The sequence below is a fragment of the Pedococcus sp. P2_D9 genome (assembly GCF_056404275.1).
Genome location: NZ_JBFUEI010000008.1, coordinates 1 through 18,342, shown reverse-complemented (window position 1 = coordinate 18,342; position 18,342 = coordinate 1). Strand labels below are relative to the sequence as shown.

The 18,342-nt window shown below is 62.1% G+C and carries 16 protein-coding genes and 1 pseudogene; 13 read left to right on the top strand and 4 right to left on the bottom strand.

The window, feature by feature from the left end:
• Window positions 1–197: 197 nt before the first annotated feature.
• Window positions 198–890, bottom strand: coding sequence for a TetR/AcrR family transcriptional regulator (locus AC1DXJ_RS13345; protein WP_477637174.1), 693 nt, complete (start codon window positions 888–890; stop codon window positions 198–200).
• Between the two features lie 81 nt (window positions 891–971).
• Here AC1DXJ_RS13345 and AC1DXJ_RS13340 point away from each other — a divergent pair, with 81 nt between their 5' ends.
• The 4 genes from AC1DXJ_RS13340 (at window position 972) to AC1DXJ_RS13325 (ending at window position 5,410) form a co-directional block, all read left to right on the top strand.
• On the top strand, window positions 972–2,327 hold the full coding sequence (locus AC1DXJ_RS13340; protein WP_477637173.1) for an MFS transporter: 1,356 nt from the start codon (window positions 972–974) through the stop codon (window positions 2,325–2,327).
• Window positions 2,328–2,413: 86 nt separating this feature from the next.
• Window positions 2,414–3,433: a glutamate cyclase domain-containing protein gene (locus tag AC1DXJ_RS13335; protein ID WP_477637172.1), complete on the top strand. Its 1,020-nt coding sequence runs from the start codon at window positions 2,414–2,416 to the stop codon at window positions 3,431–3,433.
• Between the two features lie 145 nt (window positions 3,434–3,578).
• Window positions 3,579–4,439 carry a transketolase gene (locus tag AC1DXJ_RS13330; RefSeq protein WP_477637171.1) on the top strand — a complete coding sequence of 287 codons (861 nt, stop codon included), beginning with the start codon at window positions 3,579–3,581 and terminating at the stop codon, window positions 4,437–4,439.
• 5 nt (window positions 4,440–4,444) lie between these two features.
• Complete coding sequence (locus tag AC1DXJ_RS13325) at window positions 4,445–5,410, top strand: transketolase family protein (protein WP_477637170.1); 966 nt, start codon at window positions 4,445–4,447, stop codon at window positions 5,408–5,410.
• A 173-nt stretch (window positions 5,411–5,583) separates the two neighbouring features.
• On the opposite strand, the gene AC1DXJ_RS13320 is transcribed toward AC1DXJ_RS13325, so the two are convergent.
• Window positions 5,584–6,348, bottom strand: a complete 765-nt coding sequence (locus AC1DXJ_RS13320; RefSeq protein ID WP_477637169.1) for a FadR/GntR family transcriptional regulator — start codon at window positions 6,346–6,348, stop codon at window positions 5,584–5,586.
• Between the two features lie 205 nt (window positions 6,349–6,553).
• On the opposite strand from AC1DXJ_RS13320, the gene AC1DXJ_RS13315 reads away from it, so the two are divergent.
• The 9 genes from AC1DXJ_RS13315 to AC1DXJ_RS13275 all read left to right on the top strand — a co-directional run bounded on the left by AC1DXJ_RS13315 (window position 6,554) and on the right by AC1DXJ_RS13275 (window position 16,439).
• Window positions 6,554–7,726: a M24 family metallopeptidase gene (locus AC1DXJ_RS13315; protein WP_477637168.1), complete on the top strand. Its 1,173-nt coding sequence runs from the start codon at window positions 6,554–6,556 to the stop codon at window positions 7,724–7,726.
• A 298-nt stretch (window positions 7,727–8,024) separates the two neighbouring features.
• On the top strand, window positions 8,025–9,368 hold the full coding sequence (locus AC1DXJ_RS13310) for an ABC transporter substrate-binding protein (RefSeq protein WP_477637167.1): 1,344 nt from the start codon (window positions 8,025–8,027) through the stop codon (window positions 9,366–9,368).
• A gap of 1 nt (window position 9,369) precedes the next feature.
• The gene (locus AC1DXJ_RS13305) at window positions 9,370–10,287 is read left to right on the top strand and encodes an ABC transporter permease (protein WP_477637166.1); all 918 of its coding nucleotides are present in this window, start codon (window positions 9,370–9,372) and stop codon (window positions 10,285–10,287) included.
• Between the two features lie 100 nt (window positions 10,288–10,387).
• Window positions 10,388–11,191 carry an ABC transporter permease gene (locus tag AC1DXJ_RS13300; RefSeq protein WP_477637165.1) on the top strand — a complete coding sequence of 268 codons (804 nt, stop codon included), beginning with the start codon at window positions 10,388–10,390 and terminating at the stop codon, window positions 11,189–11,191.
• Window positions 11,192–11,263: 72 nt separating this feature from the next.
• Window positions 11,264–12,382: a M24 family metallopeptidase gene (locus tag AC1DXJ_RS13295; RefSeq protein WP_477637164.1), complete on the top strand. Its 1,119-nt coding sequence runs from the start codon at window positions 11,264–11,266 to the stop codon at window positions 12,380–12,382.
• A 2-nt stretch (window positions 12,383–12,384) separates the two neighbouring features.
• A complete protein-coding gene (locus tag AC1DXJ_RS13290) occupies window positions 12,385–13,368 on the top strand; it encodes an ABC transporter ATP-binding protein (protein WP_477637163.1) in 984 nt (327 codons plus the stop codon).
• Window positions 13,365–14,393, top strand: a complete 1,029-nt coding sequence (locus tag AC1DXJ_RS13285; RefSeq protein ID WP_477637162.1) for an ABC transporter ATP-binding protein — start codon at window positions 13,365–13,367, stop codon at window positions 14,391–14,393. Before AC1DXJ_RS13290 ends, AC1DXJ_RS13285 begins: the two co-directional genes overlap by 4 nt.
• A 14-nt stretch (window positions 14,394–14,407) precedes the next feature.
• Window positions 14,408–15,451: a 2-hydroxyacid dehydrogenase gene (locus tag AC1DXJ_RS13280; RefSeq protein WP_477637161.1), complete on the top strand. Its 1,044-nt coding sequence runs from the start codon at window positions 14,408–14,410 to the stop codon at window positions 15,449–15,451.
• Window positions 15,369–16,439, top strand: a complete 1,071-nt coding sequence (locus AC1DXJ_RS13275; protein WP_477637160.1) for a glycerate kinase family protein — start codon at window positions 15,369–15,371, stop codon at window positions 16,437–16,439. The genes AC1DXJ_RS13280 and AC1DXJ_RS13275 overlap by 83 nt, the downstream gene beginning before the upstream one ends.
• Before the next feature lie 321 nt (window positions 16,440–16,760).
• On the opposite strand, the gene AC1DXJ_RS13270 is transcribed toward AC1DXJ_RS13275, so the two are convergent.
• Window positions 16,761–17,435: a hypothetical protein gene (locus tag AC1DXJ_RS13270; RefSeq protein ID WP_477637159.1), complete on the bottom strand. Its 675-nt coding sequence runs from the start codon at window positions 17,433–17,435 to the stop codon at window positions 16,761–16,763.
• Between the two features lie 723 nt (window positions 17,436–18,158).
• Window positions 18,159–18,342, bottom strand: a pseudogene (locus AC1DXJ_RS13265) (hypothetical protein); the annotation flags it as partial.

The following is an 18,342-nucleotide window of genomic DNA, read 5'->3' as shown; positions in this document are numbered from 1 at the left end:
AGGGTGGCGTGAAGTAGGCCACAAAGCAGTGCATCGCGCGGCGCAAGGGCCAAGTGCGGCGACGCGCAGCGGTTCCTGTGCAGGCATTGCTTCGTTCTCAAGGCGCGCAAGTTGCTGACGACATGCTCGCTGGGTCAAAGGATCTTAGTCGAGCAGGTTTTGTCACAGTCACCATTGGCGACGGGACTGGCCTAGGCCTATGGCGAAGCGTTGAGGGCGATGCCGTCCAAGAGCACCCTGATGGAGTCCTCCAGCGATGCGCGCGTGTCGAGCATCGTTAATGGTTCGGCGAGATCTTTGACGATCTCGAAGCCACGAGTCTCGGCCACCTCGCGCAAAGAACGAGCCGCTGCCATGTCGTCGGCGTCGCCTGTGGTCGAGCGGGGAAGCTCGAACACAGTGTTCCCAAAAGTGAGGGTGAAGATCTCCCAGAACGCTCGGACGGCCGGCACGCCGACGATGCCCGCGGACTTGAGGTTGGCAAGCACGTTCTCCATCAGCCGTGCCAAGCCGTCAGATCCGGCCGAAACCCGACGGTTTGCCAAGATTTGGACCGCGCTTGGGTGCGCCACGAGTAGGTCCCGCCACACGGACATCACATGGACGATCCGTTCCTTCCAATCGGTCTCAAAAACCTGAGGCAGCTCAAAGAGATCCATGATGTGGATCGCCACGAGGTCGAGGAGTTCGTCCTTTGAACTGACGAACCGGTAAACGCTCATGTGGGAGATGTCGATGCGCGATGCGATGGCTCTGATGGACAGGGCGTCCAGACCCTCCCCATCAGCAATGGCCACTGCTGCGTCCAGGACGCTCGTTCGGGTCAGGGAGGACTTCGAACGGGCCCGGTCACCTGACTTCAACTCGCCTTCTTGACGGGTGGCTTGCATCTGAGTACCGTACACGACACTCGACTATACGCTGTATCGAATTCCGATACGGTGTAGGGATTGCTCCGGAAGGATCTGACAGTGTCGTCAACAACTTTGGCTCGACAAGCACCGCTCGATGTCGCTACGCGCAAAGCCGTAATCAAGATCGTGCCGCTGATCATGGTCATGTACATCGTCAGCTATCTGGACCGCGTGAACGTCGGATTCGCGTCCGTCACCATGAACGCTGATCTGGGACTTTCAGCCACCGCCTATGGAGTTGGCGCGGGCCTCTTCTTCGTCGGATACGTACTCTTGGAAGTGCCAAGCAACCTGATCCTCCGACGGGTCGGCGCTCGAAGATGGCTCGCCCGCATCATGGTGACCTGGGGCGCGGTTGCCTCTGCCATGTCCTTGGTTCACAACGAGTGGTCCTTCTACACGCTGCGGGTGCTGCTTGGCATCGCAGAAGCAGGATTCGTTCCCGGGGTTGTCTTCTTCCTTACCCTGTGGTTTCCCCGGGAAGTACGAGGGCGAGTCACCGCCGCCTTCCTGATGGGGATCCCCTTCGCTGTGGTACTCGGCGCACCCCTGTCGGCCGGATTGATCCAGTTCGGAACGGAGACGCTAGGTGTTCAGGGTTGGCGGTTCATGTTCCTCGCGGAAGGCATTCCAGCCATCGTCTTGGGCATCTTCGTGCTGTTCCTCCTTCCCGATCGTCCCGAGACCGTCAAATGGTTGAGCTCCGAAGAAAGCACAGCGCTGAATCGCAAGCTGGCCGAGGAGAACGAGTTCGCTGAGTCTCACGGGCTAGGGACAGTGAGCGCCGCCTTCAGAGACTGGCGCGTGTATGTCGTGGCCGCCTTCGGCTTCGCGGCAAACATCGGCGGGTACGCCCTCAGCTTCTTCTTGCCCCAGGTCATCACTGGACTATCGGAGACCTTCGGCACCCAGTTCTCCCTGATGCAGACAGCCCTCATTACAGCTATTCCGTACAGCGCAGCGGCCGTCGCGATCTGGTTTGTTGGCAGGAACTCAGACCGAACAGGCGAGCGTATGGCCCACATTGCGGTGCCTCTAGCGCTCGGGGCTGTCGCGGTAGGGATCGCGCTCTACCTGCCATCGACGATCGCGGTGATCGTGGCCATCTCCATTGCTGCGGCCGGAAGCTATGCCATCATTCCCATCTTCTGGCAACTGCCGCCACGCTTTCTGACGGATGCGGCAGCAGCGACTGGCATGGGCATCATCGCCTCGCTTGCCAACGTCGCGGGATTCATTTCTCCCTACATCACCGGAGCGCTCAAGGACGCCACGGGCGACTTCAAAGCCGGCATGTGGTTCGTCTCCGGAGTCATGATTCTGGCCGCCGCACTGGCGGCCGCTGTCGCCAAGCGTCCAGAGTTCACCCGCCTGCCCGCGGGAACGCAGCCCACCAGTAAGGGCCACCTCTAAGAGCCCACTCCATCAGCCCGAAACTCGCCCACCGGCAGTTCGGGCACAGACCACTGATAGTACGAAGGACGAAAGCGGGAACAGTAATGCCTGAAGTCATAGGCCACTACATCGACCAAATCATGACCACCGAACTTCGACCGATCGGCAACCTGCCGCGGGGAGTAGCACACCTCTTGTACGACGCCGTGCGGGCGAAGAGCGACCTGCCGCTCAGCTACGCGATGGCTCAGGCGCTGATTCAAAACGTCCATCAAGGTGATCGCGTAGTCATCGTGTGCGGTGCCGGGGGTGACCCCGGTCTGCCGACTGGCGAGATCGACGGACTCTTGGGTGGCGTTGCTATTGCTCGGGCGCTCACACAGGGCGTCGGCGCGGAGGTTCACTTCGCAGTTGAAGAGAGGTTCCTTGCTCCGCTCGTTGCGGTCGCGCGGGCGGGTGAGCTGAATGTTCGACAGCCAGGAAGCCCCCCGTGGGCTGACTCGGTCGTGATTCACGAGAGCCCCGTCGACGATCAAGAGGGGGCCGCCTTCTCGCTCGAACTCCTTCGCGAACTCACCCCCTCGGCGGTCATCGCCATCGAGAAGCTGTCGCCAAACCGACACGGGATCATCCATGGCGCCACAGGCAACCCCTGGCACGACGTTCACTTCAATGCTGCGACCCTCTTCGCCGAGGCGCAGCGGGCCGGCATCCTCACCTGCGGTATCGGAGACGCGGGCAATGAGGTCGGATTCGGGTCCGTTACCGAGATCGCGACGATTCAGCCCGCTGGAGGGACTTGCCGCTGTGAATGCAATGGGGGCATGGCAGCTGCCATCCCCACTGACGTGGTCCTCACGGCCGCCATTTCGGACTGGGGCGGATACGGCGTCACCGGCATGATTGCTTTCCTGCTCGAACGGCCCGATCTCGTTGCGGACGCGGACTATGTAGAGCGAATTCTGCGTGCCGCCGTCGACGCTGGAGTGGTGTGCGGGTGGTATGCGCGACCGGTGCTGTGTGACGACGGCGTCCCACTCGCCGCGCAGCGCGCTGCAGCAACGCTGATCCAGACCGCTGTCACGCAGGCGCTGCTCAAGCACACGTACTCGCCTTCGCACTAGGTATCCAGCGCGCCTCTGGCTGGCTAGGCCGGGCACACACGCTTATTGAAAGAGATCCCCTTGTGCCGCAGCGGGGGCGGTACTCGACTCCCGCCCATGCATCCCGAAACAGCTGCGGCGCCCAGGGCACCGCTGAGAGGAAACGATGAACGCCAGACACCTGAAGCCCCTGCCGGTGGGTGAACTACAGGACGCCGCTGACCAGGTGCGGATATCCATTCTCACGATGCTGGCAGCAGCGCAGAGCGGGCACAGCGCTGGCTCTCTAGGGATGGCTGAGATCCTCACGGTGCTGTATCGGCATGTGATGAGGCATGATCCGATCGATCCGGAGTGGGAGGACCGGGACGTCTTCTTCCTCAGTAACGGGCACGTCGCCCCCGTCCTCTACGCAAGCTTGGCGCACGCGGGCTACTTTCCGGTGGAGGAACTGACCACCCTGCGGCGTCTTGGCTCACGGCTTCAAGGTCACCCAGAGCGTCACGCCTTGCCTGGCCTGGAAAACACGAGTGGCCCCCTTGGCAGTGGACTTTCCCAAGCTGCCGGATACGCGTATGCGAGCCAGATCCTCGACCGGCAGCTTGACAGGTTCGTCTACGTGACGATGGGCGACGGCGAACTGAACGAAGGGAACATCTGGGAGGCCGCGATGTTCGCGAGCAAGTACAAGCTCGGGCGGCTCATTGGCATCGTCGACCGAAACTACATTCAGATTGACGGCCAGACCGAGGATGTCATGCCGCTAGGTGATCTGCGCGGCAAATGGGAAGCATTCGGTTGGCACGTCCTGGAGGTCGACGGCCATAGCCCCTCCATGCTGGTTGACGCCATCCATCAGGCAAAGGCGGTCGCCCAGCAGCCGAGCATGATCATCGCGCACACCGTTCCAGGCAAGGGTGCCGCCTTCATGGAATACGACCACCGATGGCACGGCAAGCCGCCGACCGAGGAGCAGGCCCGGGCTGCAATCACCTCACTTCAAGACAAGATCGGAGCGCGAAACTGATGTCCGTGCCACAAGGCATCGACCAGGCTGCCACCCCCCGACTCCAGCAGCCGATGCGCGCAGGTTTCGGGCGCGGTCTTCTTGCCGCCGGCCATCGCGATGAGCGCATCGTCGCGCTCTGCGCCGACCTCACCGAGAGCACCATGATGCATCTGTTCCAACAGGCATTTCCCGACCGATTCGTCGAGGTGGGAATCGCCGAGCAGAATCTGGTCACCGTCGCCAGTGGCCTTGCACGGGCCGGGAAGATTCCCTTCACGTCGAGCTACGCGGCGTTCAGCCCTGGACGCAACTGGGAGCAGATCAAGACGACCGCCGCGCTTAACGACATGCCGGTGAAGATTGTAGGTTCCCATGCGGGCCTGAATGTGGGGTACGACGGAGCCACGCACCAGATGCTCGAGGACATCGCGATCATGCGGGTCATGCCCAACATGACTGTTGTTGCTCCAGCGGATGCCGTTGAGGCGGAGAAGGCCACCTTGGCCATCGCCGAATCAGGCGGACCGGTCTACCTGCGTCTAGCACGCGACGCCACCCCCGTCTTCACCAGCCCTGATTCATCATTCCGGCTGGGGGTGGCCTACCGACTTCGGGAGGGTGACACCATCTCTCTGATCGGGACGGGGACTCTCACGCACGAACTACTCGTGGCGGCAGACTTGCTCGCTTTGCAGGGCATCGCCGCAGAGGTGCTGCACGTCCCCACGCTCAAGCCTCTTGATAAGGAGGCCATCCTTGCAAGTGCCAGCAAGACGGGTCTGGTCGTGACAGCCGAAGAGGCACAGATCGCGGGCGGGCTGGGCGGAGCGGTGGCGGAGTTGCTCAGCCTGGAACTTCCCACCCGAGTTCTGCGCCTTGGGGTTAATGACCGCTACGGCGAGAGCGGTGCGCCTCGCGAGCTTCTGCACGCCTTCTCCCTGACCGGCAGTCAGATCGCTGACCGTATCCGGGCCTTCATCGAGACGTGATCGGGTCCATCCGAGGCCTGCCTGCTGCCTGGCGCTACCAGCGGACCATCGACCCGTGTCGGTTGGCTGTGCGAACCAGCCATCGCCCGTGGTCGAGGAAGAGCGACGTTTTGGCACCCGGAGCGAAGAGCCGCCACACCGGCTCTCGGGAATCACTGAACGCGGGCACATGGCTACGTCGCAGTGAGCAGTCCCCTCGAATTGTCGACCTCAAAGTCGTAAAGGTCCTGCACAAACTGAATGTGCTGGTCCACCCACGCGTCTGCGGCGTCAACCTCTGAACGAATCAGGATCGCGTAAAGCTGCTCATACAGCACACATCCACGCGCAATGATCTGGTCCTCCAGCAACAGTCCGGCACGGTTCATGCCGTAAAGCGCCATTCGATTGAGCACTTCGCGCAGGAAGCTGGTGAGCATCACATTGCGAGCGGTCAGGGCCAGTCGAAGGTGGAACCGGACCGTGAGCTCGGTGAACTCCTGGAACATGGTCGTGTGCCGCATGCGTGAGACAAGGGCGCCCAACTCGGCTAGATCACGAGCGTCTGCGTGGACGACAGCCCTTCGCACCACTGCCCTCTGCACTACGAACCGGGCCTCGAGCAGGTTCCGGGCTTCGTCTTTAGTAGGGACCTCATAGATCTCGCGCAGAGCCTGCGCGAGACCTGTCGAGCTAATCAAGAAGACGCCACCGCCGCGACCTGGGCGCACATCAAGTACGCCACACTCCACGAGCACCTCAATAGCTTGGCGGGCCACGACATGACTGATACCGAGCTCGTCCGCCAGGTCGCGAAGATTCGGAAGGCGGTCCCCTACCTCGAAGACGCCGGCACGGATGGCGTCCACGAGAAGGGCCAGTACGCGGTCACGCGCCGTCCGCTCCGGCGCCCCGCCCAGCACGTCGAACCGACTCCCCGTCAAGCCGTCAAGAGCCATCGCGATGCCACCTCCTAAAAGTTCCTTGTATTTAACTATAGATGACGTCGCGACGCATCCGGTGACAGGCGCGACCCCCTTGAGCTCATCACCAGTGGGCCCGAATGGATACGACGACACGGCTGGAGCGCAACCCTTGACACCACCGACGGCCCTCCTTAAAGTTCAACTTTGTAGAACAAACGTATCGACCGAGGAGAGTGGCATGGCATTGACGGCCGACATCCAGCTCAGGGACAGGGCCTCCTGGATCAGTGCAACCCTTCGGCGTCATGATCTAGCGGCTGTCGTAGTCGCCGGACCCGACAACGTTGGCTACTTGTCGGGCTTCTACCACCCAGATCTCCGCTACGTGCCCAAGCGTCTTCACATCGTCGTGTGGCCGGCCAAGGGGGAGCCCATCTTTGTGGTGCCCGCACCGCGCGCGCTGAACTGGGTCGGTCAGGGAGATAAGACCTTCGTGGGGCCAGAGGACGGCACGTCGTCAATCGCCGATGTCAGGCCATATGACGGCGAAGGGCTGGCCGGGGCCCGAACCGTGACGGAGGTGCTGCAAGAACTTGGAATCGCCAGCGGCGCCTTGGGCGTCGAAGCCAACCACCTGCCGGAAGGTTTCGCAGCCGAGGTGCAAAGGTCTCTGCCGGACTTGGGGTTGGTCGACGCATCCAACTTCTTGGACGAGATCGTCACCGCCAAGGCAGACGCAGATGTGCAGGCCGTGGTGTCGATCAACCAGGTCACCACGCAAACCCTCGAACACGAGCTCACGCTTGCGCGCCCAGGGGAGTCGGAGCGGGAAGTGTCGGGCAGAATCGTTCGTCGGCTCTGGGAACAAGGCGCCACTGAACTGGTCCACGGCATTCTGGCAGTTGGTCCTCGTGCCGCCGGATGGCACGCCCTGCCGAGTGCCACCAAGCTGGCCGAAGGCCAGTTGATCCGGACCGACTGGGGCGTTCGCTGCGAGCGAGGCTTCGCATCCGACATCGCCCGGAACGTCGTCGTAGGTAAGGCGTCTCCCCGCCAAAAGGATATCTTCGCGCGAATCTCGGAAGCGCACGACGCGGTCGTCGAGGCAGTTCGGCCTGGAGTCCTTGCGTCCGAGCTTGCCCAGCTGGCGCGCCGGCGGTACGACCAGTTGGGTCTTGAGTTCCGATGGGGGATCGTCGGTCATGGAATCGGCCGGACCGTCCAGGAAGCGCCCTTGCTGTGGCCTGACGTGCATGAGCCTGTCAAAGAGGGTCAAACCCTACAAATCGAACTCGGGTATTTCGGCAGGACCGAGGTTTACCACATCGAAGACCTCATCCATGTCAAGTCGAACGGCGCCATCAACCTCACGCAGAAGTCGCCGCGTGTCCTGTTGGAGTCGGCATGGTGAAAGAACATCTGCTCTGCATTTCCTGTCGCATTTCTCAGACGAGTTGAAAGGAAGGACGACAATGACGTTTCCAATGCCTTCATCGCAGTTCAGCAGGAGGGACGTTCTGCGGTTTGGGGCCTACGGCTCAGCACTCGTCGTGGTGGGCGGGAGCGCAGTGGCCTGTGCCGCCCCCAGCGGTAGCTCCAGCGGAGGAGGCGCAGGCTCAACGCTCGTCTACGCCGAAGGGACGGGACCCTCGTCACTCGACCCACTCGGGCCTGGCATTACCGGCCCCGGTCTGCGCGCATGGCGTCAGATGTACGACACGCTCGTGTGGTTTGAGAACGGCGACTTCGTTCCGCAGCTGGCTACCTCCTGGAAGAACGTGGATCCCCTGACGTGGGAATTTGTCCTCCGTCAGAACGTCTCGTTCCACAACGGCGAGGCTTTTGACGCCAATGCTGTCAAGTTCACAATGGATCGCATTATGAATCCAGACCAGAATGCGACCCAGCGCTCCCGCTTTGGGCGCCTGGACAGCGTCGAGGTGGTCGACTCGCACACGGTGCGATTCCACACGAAGGCGCCGTTCCCTGTGCTTCTGCTGGGACTTACGCAAGCATTCATCGTGCCGCCCAAGTATGTAGCGGCCAACGGAGGAAAGGCCCCGGCAAAGCCCGTGGGCACGGGTCCTTTCCAGTTCGAGTCATGGTCGCAGGGTGAAAAGATCGTGTACACCGCGAACAAGGGCTACTGGGGAGGGGCGCCGAAGGCCGACCGTCTTGAGATGCGTGTCATCCCGGACGACTCGACGCGTCTTGACTCGTTCATGGCCGGAGAGGTGCATGTGAACATGAACCTCCCGATCGCTGCGATCGACACGGTGAAGGCCAACAAGAACGCGCAGGTCGTGCACGAGTTCAGTCGCGCAGCACTCCTGCTCGAGTTCGATACGACGCACGGCGGACCCACTGCCAACAAGCTGGTACGCCAGGCGCTCAACTACGCGGTCGACAAGCAGTCGTTGATCTCGACCATCCTGAACAACACCCAACGCCCGCTGGACGGCCAGCTCGAGTCGCCGGCGTCGCTGGGTTACAACAAGTCACTCAAGGCCTTCCCGCACGACCCGGCCAAGGCGAAGGCTCTGCTTGCCGAGGCGGGTTTCCCCAATGGCTTCGACATGGTCATCAACGGCCCAATCGGGAAGTACCCAGCCGACCGTGACCTGGTAATCGCCATTTGCTCGCAGTTGGAAGCCGTTGGCGTGAGGGCGAAGCCGAACCTCACCGACTTCGGGTCGTTCATTCAGTCCGTTGGTGCAACGAAGGCTGGTCCCGCGTTCCTGATCGGTTGGTATGACTTCGGCGACCCTGCGCTGTCGACGTCCTGGTTCACGAGTTCCTCCACGCTTGGCAAGTACTACGCGGACAACACCTATGACGACCTCATCGCCAAGGCTTCCTCGACCCTCGACGACTCCCAGCGGCAGTCCCTATACGAGCAGGCCTCTCAGCACATGAATGACGAGGCCATGGCTCTCTTCCTGACCCAGCCGGCCATGTACTACGGGCTGGCCAAGGGGGTGACTGGATTCACCGCGCGCGACGACGAGATGGTGGTTCTGAAGACTGTGGCGCCCAAGGGCGGAGCGAACTGACGTGTTCAACTACGCCCTCAAGCGACTCCTGAGACTTCCCGCGATCCTGTTGCTGGTGATGCTTGTCGTGTTCCTTCTGGTGCAGTCAGCCGGCAATGTTGTAGACCTGCTGCTGCCTCCAGAGGCCACTGCCGATCAGCGTGCTGAGCTTGCCCGTCAGCTGGGCCTGGACCGGCCGTTGTGGGACCAGTTCTTCACGTTCGTTGGGAACACTCTGCGTGGCGACTTCGGCTTCTCGGTGTACTACCACGAGTCGGCAGCGCAGATCGTTGCATCCAGGCTGTCTGCGAGCCTCATGCTTGCAGGCTTGTCAATCGTGGTTGCAACGATCCTCGGTGTAGGTCTAGGTATCTTGGGGGCGGTACGTTCCGGCGGAATTGTCGATGCCATGGTGAACGCCGTTGCGGTGCTGGGCCAGTCCATGCCGAGCTTCTGGCTCGGACAGATGCTCATTCTGTTGTTTGCGGTCAAGCTGCAGATTCTGCCGACGTCCGGATACACGAGTTTTGCGTCGTTGGTGCTTCCAACCCTGACTCTCTCCGCCTTCCTGATTCCCCAGATCCTGCTCCTCACGCGAACCGGGATGATCGAGGCTCTGCAACAGCCGTTCATGGTGACAGCTCAAGCAAAGGGCCTGTCTCCCAGGCTGTTGGTCTTCAGACATGCTTTCCGCAACGCGCTAAATCCGATCATCGCCTCAATCGGGTTGCAGCTCGGCACCCTCCTGGGTGGTGCGGTCCTCACGGAATCTGTGTTCGGCTGGCCAGGCGTGGGCAGGCTCGGTGTCGAGGCAATCTTGCACCGAGACCTGCCCGTCGTAGAAGCCACGGTCGTGCTGCTGGCGGTAGTCGTGATGGTCACTAACCTGGTGGTCGATCTGCTCAGTGCGTCGCTCGATCCACGAATTCGGGTGAGCTGAAATGGCAATCGAGACCGCGGTACCTGCGCTAGCCACGCCGCCAGAGGTCCCTCGTCGACGACTCCTTAGTCGGCCGGGATCAGCGAGACCGCAGCCGAGCATGGTGGTGGGCGGCGGCATCCTCATCTGCATTGTGTTTGCGGCGGTGTTTGCTCCCTTGCTCACTCAGTGGGAACCAATGACGCAGGACCTAGCCGCCCGACTAACGCCGCCGGCTTGGGCGTCTGGCGGCTCATCGGAGCATCTGTTGGGTACTGACTCGTTCGGGCGGGATGTGCTCAGCCAGCTGCTGCACGGCGCGAGGTACTCCCTCGGCGTAGCCTGCGCGTCGACAGTGCTGGCCGGTGTCGTGGGGATCGCCCTGGCGCTGGTGGCTGGATACGGCGGCCGGCGAAGCAGCGGTTTCGTCATGCGGGCCGTCGACGCAATGCAATCGATGCCGCCAGTCCTGGTCGCCCTCATGGTCGCCGCGCTGTTCGGCACCAGTGTCGTGAAGCTAACTATCGTTCTGGCGGTCACCTCGTGGCCCACCTACACGCGAATCCTCTACAACGTGGTGCGGGCAGTCCGCGAGCAGGAGTTCGTTAATGCGGCCATTTCGATCGGACAGCGACCCTTGGGCATCGTCTTCGCCCATGTACTTCCGAACATCATGTCGTCCATCATCGTCATCACAACCTTGCAGGTCGGTCGCATGGTGCTTCTTGAGGCCGGTCTGAGCTTCCTCGGCCTTGGCGTTCCGCTAACCGACCCCGCCTGGGGAACGATGCTGGCCGATGGTCAGAAGTACATCCACACCGACTTCTACCTCTCCCTCCTGCCAGGCCTTGCCGTCACCCTTCTCGTTGGCAGTCTCAACCTCTTCGGCGAAGGGCTTCGCCGAACACTCAATCCGCGAGCCTGACGATTCAACGCGCTATCAGCCGCACATACGACACCGCCGGCGAGTCCGCCGGCTCAGACAAGGAGCCTACAAATGGTTAGTGCATCGGACGCCCGTGCGAATCTCGCGGCGGTGCTGCAGGAGCACTCCCTCGACGCCATCGTCGCGTCATCTCCTCCAAACGTTTGCTACAGCTCTGGTACGTACTTCACGACGATGAAGACGGTCCCTCAGCGCACAGCGTTCGTCGTCGCGGATGGTGCCGAACCCACCTTTGTGTACTGCACCATCGAGCAGGGGCATGCGACCGAGGAGTCCTGGCTGACAGATCTCGTGGGCTACACCGAGTTCGTGGATGAGCCGGTCGAGGTTCTCAGCAGGGTGCTCAAGGAGAAGGGTGTCGGCTCGGGCAGGGTTGGCGTCGAGCTTCGAAACCTGTGCGCCCGTGATCGGGCCCTCCTCGACGTTCTGCTTCCGGGCGCAGAGTTGGTGCCGGCTGATGACATCTTCGACAACATGCGGGCGGTGAAGACGGCCCAGGAGATCGACGTGCTTGGTGCCGCGGCCCGAAACACGGACGCAGCGATCCGGGCGGCCTTTGAGGGCGCAAGAATTGGCGACTCGGGGTTCTCCGTCGCAGACACGATGGTGTCGACCGCTAAAGGCTTCGGAGCGCGTAACCTGCTTCACCAGACCATGGCGGTAGGGACAGACGGCTTCAAGGTTCACGCCAGCGCAAGTGACCGCAGGCTCACAGCTGGTGACGTGCTGCGGGCCGACTTCGGCATGTCGTGGGGTGGCCACTACCTGTCCGACGTTGCCAGGACGGCCTTCGTCGGCTCGATCAGCCGTTCACAGCTCGATCTGTACACCCGACTCGAGAGTGTTCAGCAAGGCATCTTCTCCTTCATGCGTCCAGGTGTATCCGCCAGCGCGGTCTTCGCCCACGCTCAAGAGCTATTCAAGACTGCCGGCGTGGACTTCGACTTCCCGCACGTTGGACACTCGATCGGGCTGGGGTTGCACGAGAACCCGATGCTGCACATCAACGATCACACCATTCTGCATGCAGGGATGGTCTTCATGGTCGAGCCGCTCGTCGTCGGTAGCGATGGCATCTACCACGTGGAGGACATGGTGGTGATCACTGAGGAAGGGAGCAGCGTCCTCACCCGAGCCATTGACTGGTCCACCCCGCTGGTCGTGGGGTAGCCATGCTTCAGGTCAAGGATCTCAACGTGAGGCTGTCACGGCACGGCGAAAGCGTTCATGCCGTGCGTGACGTCAGCTTCTCTGTCGAGCAGGGCGAAACACTTGGCGTTGTGGGCGAATCGGGATCGGGCAAGACGGTGACCGTCATGGCGGTCATGCGACTGCTTGACCCGAAGGCCGCCCGGCTTGAAGGGCGGGTGGTGTTCGAAGGGCGTGATCTTCTCACTCTGTCTGAGAAGCAGATGAGGTCGGTCCGGGGCGCACAGATCGGCATCGTGTTCCAGGATCCGATGACCTCCCTGAACCCCGTTCTGAGTGTGGAGCGTCAGCTCACAGAGTCGTTGCAAATACATGAGAACCTGACTCGTCGACAGGCTAAGCAACGGGCGATTGAAGCGCTTGACATGGTCGGCATTGCCGAGCCTGCGTCGCGCGTTCTGGACTATCCACATCAGTTCTCTGGTGGAATGCGTCAGCGCGTTCTCATCGCCATGGCGATCGCTTGCCGGCCCAAGCTGCTGATCGCCGATGAGGCGACCACCGCACTGGACGTCACGATTCAGGCCCAGATCGTTGAGCTCATTGGCCAGCTTAGAAGTGACCTTGGGATGGCAGTCGTCATGATCAGCCACGACCTGGGCGTGGTGGCCGGTTCGTGTGATCGCGCTCAAGTCATGTACGGCGGGCGCGTCGTGGAGTCCGGAACAGTCGATGAGATCTTCGATGATCCGCGCCATCCCTACACCGCCGGTCTGCTTGAGTCGATCCCTCGGCTGGACCGGCCAGCAGGTACGCCCCTGAAGCCCATTCCTGGTCAGCCGCCCGACCTTCGGTCGCAGCTGAACGGTTGCGCCTTTGCCGAACGATGCAGGCACGCGTTGTCCCGGTGCACCACAGAAACGCCAACGCTGGAACGCGTCAGTGACAGCCATAGCAAGGCGTGCTGGCTCAGGACCAATGTCCCGGAAGGAGTCACCTCAAGATGAGTGCTCTGCTTGAGATTGACGATCTGCGAACGCACTTCGTCGTCGGAGGAGGAAAGTCGGGCGCGGGTCGACGAACGGTCCGAGCCGTTGACGGCGTATCTCTCTCGATTGCCGAGGGGGAGACGTTGGGGCTGGTGGGGGAGTCTGGCTGTGGAAAGTCGACTCTTGGCCGAACGATTGTGCGGTTGAACCGGCCAACAGCGGGCAGAGTGCTTTTCGAGGGTCGCGACTTGGCCTCCGTCTCGGGTCGCGAGTTGCGCGAGACCAGAAGACGAGTCCAGATGGTCTTCCAAGATCCCTTCAGCAGTTTGGACCCGCGTAAGAGCGTGGGTCAGATCTTGAGCGAGCCCCTGCGCATCCACCGAATCGGTGACCGTCGAAGTCGTCCCGGGCGAGTCGCTGAGCTGCTGGACATGGTCGGTCTTCGCCCAGAAATGGCCTCCAGATACCCCCATGAGTTCTCGGGCGGACAGCGGCAGCGAGTCGGCATTGCTCGGGCCCTGGCCTTGGAACCGAAGATGATCATCTGCGACGAGCCGGTCTCGGCCTTGGACGTTTCCGTGCAGGCGCAAGTGCTCAACATCATCGAGCGGTTGCGTGACGAGCTGTCACTCACCTGCTTGTTCATCGCGCACGACTTGAGTGTCGTGCGGCACGTGAGCTCAAGAATCGCAGTCATGTATCTGGGCAAGGTCGTCGAGGTTGCCACTCGCGACCAGCTGTTCAGCTCGCCGCAACATCCATACACCCGGGCGTTGCTATCAGCGGTTCCTTCGCCCGATCCAACCACGGAGAGGACGCGATCCCGGATCATCCTTTCCGGTGAGCTGCCCAGCGCTTCCAACCCACCAAGCGGCTGTCATTTCAGGACTCGTTGCCCGCTGGCAACCGATATTTGTGCAAGCGAAGAGCCATCCCTCGAGCTGAAAGCCTCGGGCGGTGTGGTCGCATGTCACCACGTCCCCCAGCCTGCTGCCGCAGGACCGACCAGTGTAGGGAGCCGGGGCTCGGGGGAATCGGGGTGACTCCACTGAGGTTCATGGTCACCCAGGCCATCCGAGAGCCAGGAATGACCATGCTCGCCAATGTCGGGTCTGTCGAGGTGCATCAGACATCGCCTACCGCCACGGAACTTCGGCGCCTGTGCAGGTCTGGTCGGTATGACGTCCTGATTGCTCATTTGAGTGATGATCTGTCAGGTGCCGCGCTTGAAGGTGCAAGGCTGAAGGGTGTCTCGCTCTACTCGGCCGGCACGAACAACGTGAACATCGATCTCGCCTCAAGGTCCAGAATCGTCGTTGCCAACACGCCTGACGTCCTCACCGACGCCACGGCCGACACGGCAATTCTGCTGATGCTTGCGGCATCTCGACGTTGTGTTGAGGCAGACCAGTACCTTCGCGGTGGGCACTTTCGCGGGTGGACGCCGGACCTACTACTCGGGCGCGATATCGCAGGCGCCACGTTAGGACTTGCCGGGTTCGGACGTATTGCCCGGGCAACAGCGCGACGAGCGCTTGGCTTCGGCATGCATGTTCAGTACTGCCCCCGGCCACCCACGAACGATCCCTCTTCAGGTCCTGAGCTGGCCGACTTGGAAGGCCGCGTAAGGGAGGTCAGCTGGCACGAACTTGTGGCCACCTCGGACGTGCTGTCGCTCCACGTGCCGCTAACCACGGCCACTCGACACCTGATCAACGCGCCAGTCCTCGAGGCGATGCCCTCCGGCGCGGTGCTGGTCAACACAGCACGCGGCGCGCTGGTAGATGAGGGCGCGCTCGTAGAGGCGCTTCGAACTGGTGCCATCGCAGCGGCCGGGTTGGACGTCTACGAGAATGAGCCCGCGTTGACGCCTGGACTGGTTGACCTACCGAACACCGTGCTGCTTCCGCACATCGGTAGTGCCACTCAGACCGTGCGGGCGGAGATGGCCCGCCTCTGCGCTGCCAACGCGATCGAGCTGGCACGAGGTGAACTGCCTGCAACGGCTGTGAACCCCGATGCTTGGAATGCCGTCCGGTCACAAAAGGAATCGGCCGCCACCGAGTGGCGTCCACTACGCCGAGCGCCAAGTCGTGGTTGAAACGCACCCTCCAGGTCGGGTGCTAGTCCCGCCGGACAGCTTCAAAGGCACATACGCCGCACGTGAAGTTGCACAGGCAGTGGCTGCCGGAATTCGCGCTGCCGGATGCTCCACCGACGAACTGCCCCTTGCTGATGGCGGTGAAGGCACGCTCGAGGTCCTTGCGCCCCACCTTGGGCTTAAGCGCATCACCACATCTACCTGCAACCCATGGGGCGCCATGATGACGGCCACTTATGGCCTGAACTCACGGACGGCCGTGATCGAGCTCGCAGCCGCCAGCGGCTACAGCACCCCGCACGAGGGTAGGCGAGACCCCGTGAGTGCAGACACACGCGGCACCGGCATGCTCATCGTCGACGCGATTCGGCGCGGAGCCAAGCAAGTCCTTATCGCCGCTGGGGGGTCCATTACTACCGACGGCGGATCAGGCGCGGCGCAGGCTATTTGGGAGTCTGGCGGACTGCGGGGTACCGAACTCACCGTTCTGACTGACGTCGAAACGCGATTCATCGATGCGGCCGCGCTTTTTGCACCGCAGAAGGGTGCTTCAGCGGAACAGGTCAAACAGCTTGAACAGCGTTTGAGCGCCGCAGCGGTCGCGATGCCTCGAGACCCTCGGTCGGTCCGCGGTGGCGGTGCGGCAGGAGGTTTGGCGGGCGGGATGTGGGGGTGGTTTGGAGCCGCGATCGCCCCCGGCGCGGACTACGTGCTTGATGCGGTAGGCCTTGAGGAACGGCTCCGGGGTTGCTGCGCCGTCGTTGTAGGAGAGGGTCGACTGGACGGTCAGACCGCGGCTGGCAAGTTGGTCCAAGCCGTCATACGACGCAAGGGAGTGGTGCCTGCCTATGCCGTTGTTGGCTCGGTCGGGGAGGGCGCAGATCGCGTGACGGGGCTCGAGAAAATTCTGATCGCCCGAGACCTGGCCGAAATGCGTGATGCTGGCATGCGGATCATCCAGGGGCTGCGTCCGGCCCGCGATGGGTGACTCTCCCATCTTGCGGACCTGAAGGCTCCGTCTGCGGCGCTCGAAGATGGACTAGAGCTTCCCCCCATGAATGGAAAGTGTGCAACTGACGGTGATCGGCTACGGCCGGGACTGGGTCTTCAGGCGCAGTCGCTCGTAGGGTGTTTGGCCCGATAGGGCGGGTACGGGCCCTATCACGGAGCAGGGCTAGAACGGCGGCAGTGCCGCCGTTCTTCCCTTGAGGTAGTAGCGAAACTCGTGAGGTCGCTGCGTACGTCCCGGCTGCTTGTCGTCCTTCAGCAGGCCGTGACCGCCGTGTGTCTTCACCCGCGAGGCTACTTTCTATGTGCTGTCCTTCGTCCAAGTAAATGTGGTGATGTCGGCGGCGTGGAGGCCGTCGAAGTTGCTCAGTGTCAGCCCGACTGGTCCCCATCTGCCGAGGAACTGGGGCTTCATGAACTCGATGGCGGTATTGCTTAGGTCGGCGAACCATGATCCGTTCTCTGCGTTGTCATGACCGGGAGCTAGCACCATGTAGTGGTCGTTGCCGATGCGCATGGCGAACGCCTTGTCCCAATCACACTCGTTGACCAGGACAAACTTGCAGTCGTCCTGCGCGCCCGCGCCTCGGTCGATGTGGTAATGAATCTCGTCGGCATAAGCGGTCTTGAAGACCCCATCCTCGTGGGTTGCCCACGGGTCAGGATTCTCGGGGGTTATGCGCGTGTGGGCGATGACGATGCCGAGCGGTGCAATACCGCTCAAGGTCAGCGGGTCGACATAGAGGATCAGCCCGTCGCCCTTTTCGGTGGCTTTGAATGTCACCAACTCCCACGCGATGTGGAGGGCGATCGCCCCGCCGATCCAACCCGCTGTCGACGTTGCGATCCCGAATGCCGCGACGACCTTGGCAATCGCAACGGCATCGGCACTTGCCATGACACCGATGAGACCCGTGGACTCGTCATGATTGATCTCAATGACCATTCCCCGCGCATCAACGCGTACGTTGGCCATTGTCCGCTCCGTCCGTTGGCTGGAAGGGCTCCGTCGACAACAATGAGTCGGCTGACTGACCTTGCTGAGATGCGGTACCTGCTGAGGCGAGCAGGCAAGCAAGGCCAGGGGAACGCTCCAGCGAAGTTCGGGTTAGGGGTGTTCGTTCCATGCTTGGTTCCTCGGCTTCCCTTCGTAGTTGCTCGGGTGGTGGCTTCCTGCATCATGAAGTTCCGGGTGACCCGTCCGCGTCGGCCTCAAAGTCCGCCGGTGTGGCCCTGCGGGCGATCTTGGTGTGGACCGCGAGACGACCCGCGGAAGCCGGGACGGAACCGTTAAGGAAGGCGCCTACGGCACGGCGCCTCTGTGAGAGCGAATCCAGACGGCCCGGCGTGCTCCGCCAAGGCGCTGGACGTTGTGGACCCCCCGGCTCGCGGCGCTATCCCGAACTGCGAGTCGGCTGACCATTGCCTCTTGGGGTAGCTTGAAAGTCGTTGACACGGAGACGGTCATCTGTCCGGGCTTCTGGCTCCCGCCCTGCCTTGTCGAGTCGACCGGTAACACCTCCGCGCCTGAACGGCCGAGAATGTCGACACCCGCTTTCCCACGCCACGATTACAACGGACAGTCAGGGCGCTCCGGACTGACAGTGATGATGCCGGCTGCTGACGGTTGATGTGCCCTTGTAGGCATTCGGCTGATGGTTGACGGTTTTACGTCGGTTGATCCTTGACACTCCTTACGTCAGTTTGTCCTGCGGGTCTTGGTCAGTGCACCTCCCAAGGGTCGTTTGTTGCGGACGGGGCCGGTGCTGTCGCGTCGCACGGTGCGCAGCAGCTCGTTGCCGATCCAGAACTGGAGGGTGTCGGGGCCGACGTGGACGTCGCAGCGTTCACCGGCCCGGTGGCGTCCGACGGAGACCTGTTGG

What these genes read in the sequence shown, in the direction of transcription:
- AC1DXJ_RS13345 (WP_477637174.1), bottom strand. Translation starts at nt 890, where the DNA reads ATGCAAGCCACCCGTCAAGAAGGCGAGTTGAAGTCAGGTGACCGGGCC.
- AC1DXJ_RS13335 (WP_477637172.1), top strand. Translation starts at nt 2,414, where the DNA reads ATGCCTGAAGTCATAGGCCACTACATCGACCAAATCATGACCACCGAA.
- AC1DXJ_RS13330 (WP_477637171.1), top strand. Translation starts at nt 3,579, where the DNA reads ATGAACGCCAGACACCTGAAGCCCCTGCCGGTGGGTGAACTACAGGAC.
- AC1DXJ_RS13320 (WP_477637169.1), bottom strand. Translation starts at nt 6,348, where the DNA reads ATGGCTCTTGACGGCTTGACGGGGAGTCGGTTCGACGTGCTGGGCGGG.
- AC1DXJ_RS13315 (WP_477637168.1), top strand. Translation starts at nt 6,554, where the DNA reads ATGGCATTGACGGCCGACATCCAGCTCAGGGACAGGGCCTCCTGGATC.
- AC1DXJ_RS13310 (WP_477637167.1), top strand. Translation starts at nt 8,025, where the DNA reads ATGTACGACACGCTCGTGTGGTTTGAGAACGGCGACTTCGTTCCGCAG.
- AC1DXJ_RS13300 (WP_477637165.1), top strand. Translation starts at nt 10,388, where the DNA reads ATGGTGGTGGGCGGCGGCATCCTCATCTGCATTGTGTTTGCGGCGGTG.
- AC1DXJ_RS13295 (WP_477637164.1), top strand. Translation starts at nt 11,264, where the DNA reads ATGGTTAGTGCATCGGACGCCCGTGCGAATCTCGCGGCGGTGCTGCAG.
- AC1DXJ_RS13290 (WP_477637163.1), top strand. Translation starts at nt 12,385, where the DNA reads ATGCTTCAGGTCAAGGATCTCAACGTGAGGCTGTCACGGCACGGCGAA.
- AC1DXJ_RS13285 (WP_477637162.1), top strand. Translation starts at nt 13,365, where the DNA reads ATGAGTGCTCTGCTTGAGATTGACGATCTGCGAACGCACTTCGTCGTC.
- AC1DXJ_RS13280 (WP_477637161.1), top strand. Translation starts at nt 14,408, where the DNA reads ATGGTCACCCAGGCCATCCGAGAGCCAGGAATGACCATGCTCGCCAAT.
- AC1DXJ_RS13275 (WP_477637160.1), top strand. Translation starts at nt 15,369, where the DNA reads ATGCTTGGAATGCCGTCCGGTCACAAAAGGAATCGGCCGCCACCGAGT.
- AC1DXJ_RS13270 (WP_477637159.1), bottom strand. Translation starts at nt 17,435, where the DNA reads ATGGCCAACGTACGCGTTGATGCGCGGGGAATGGTCATTGAGATCAAT.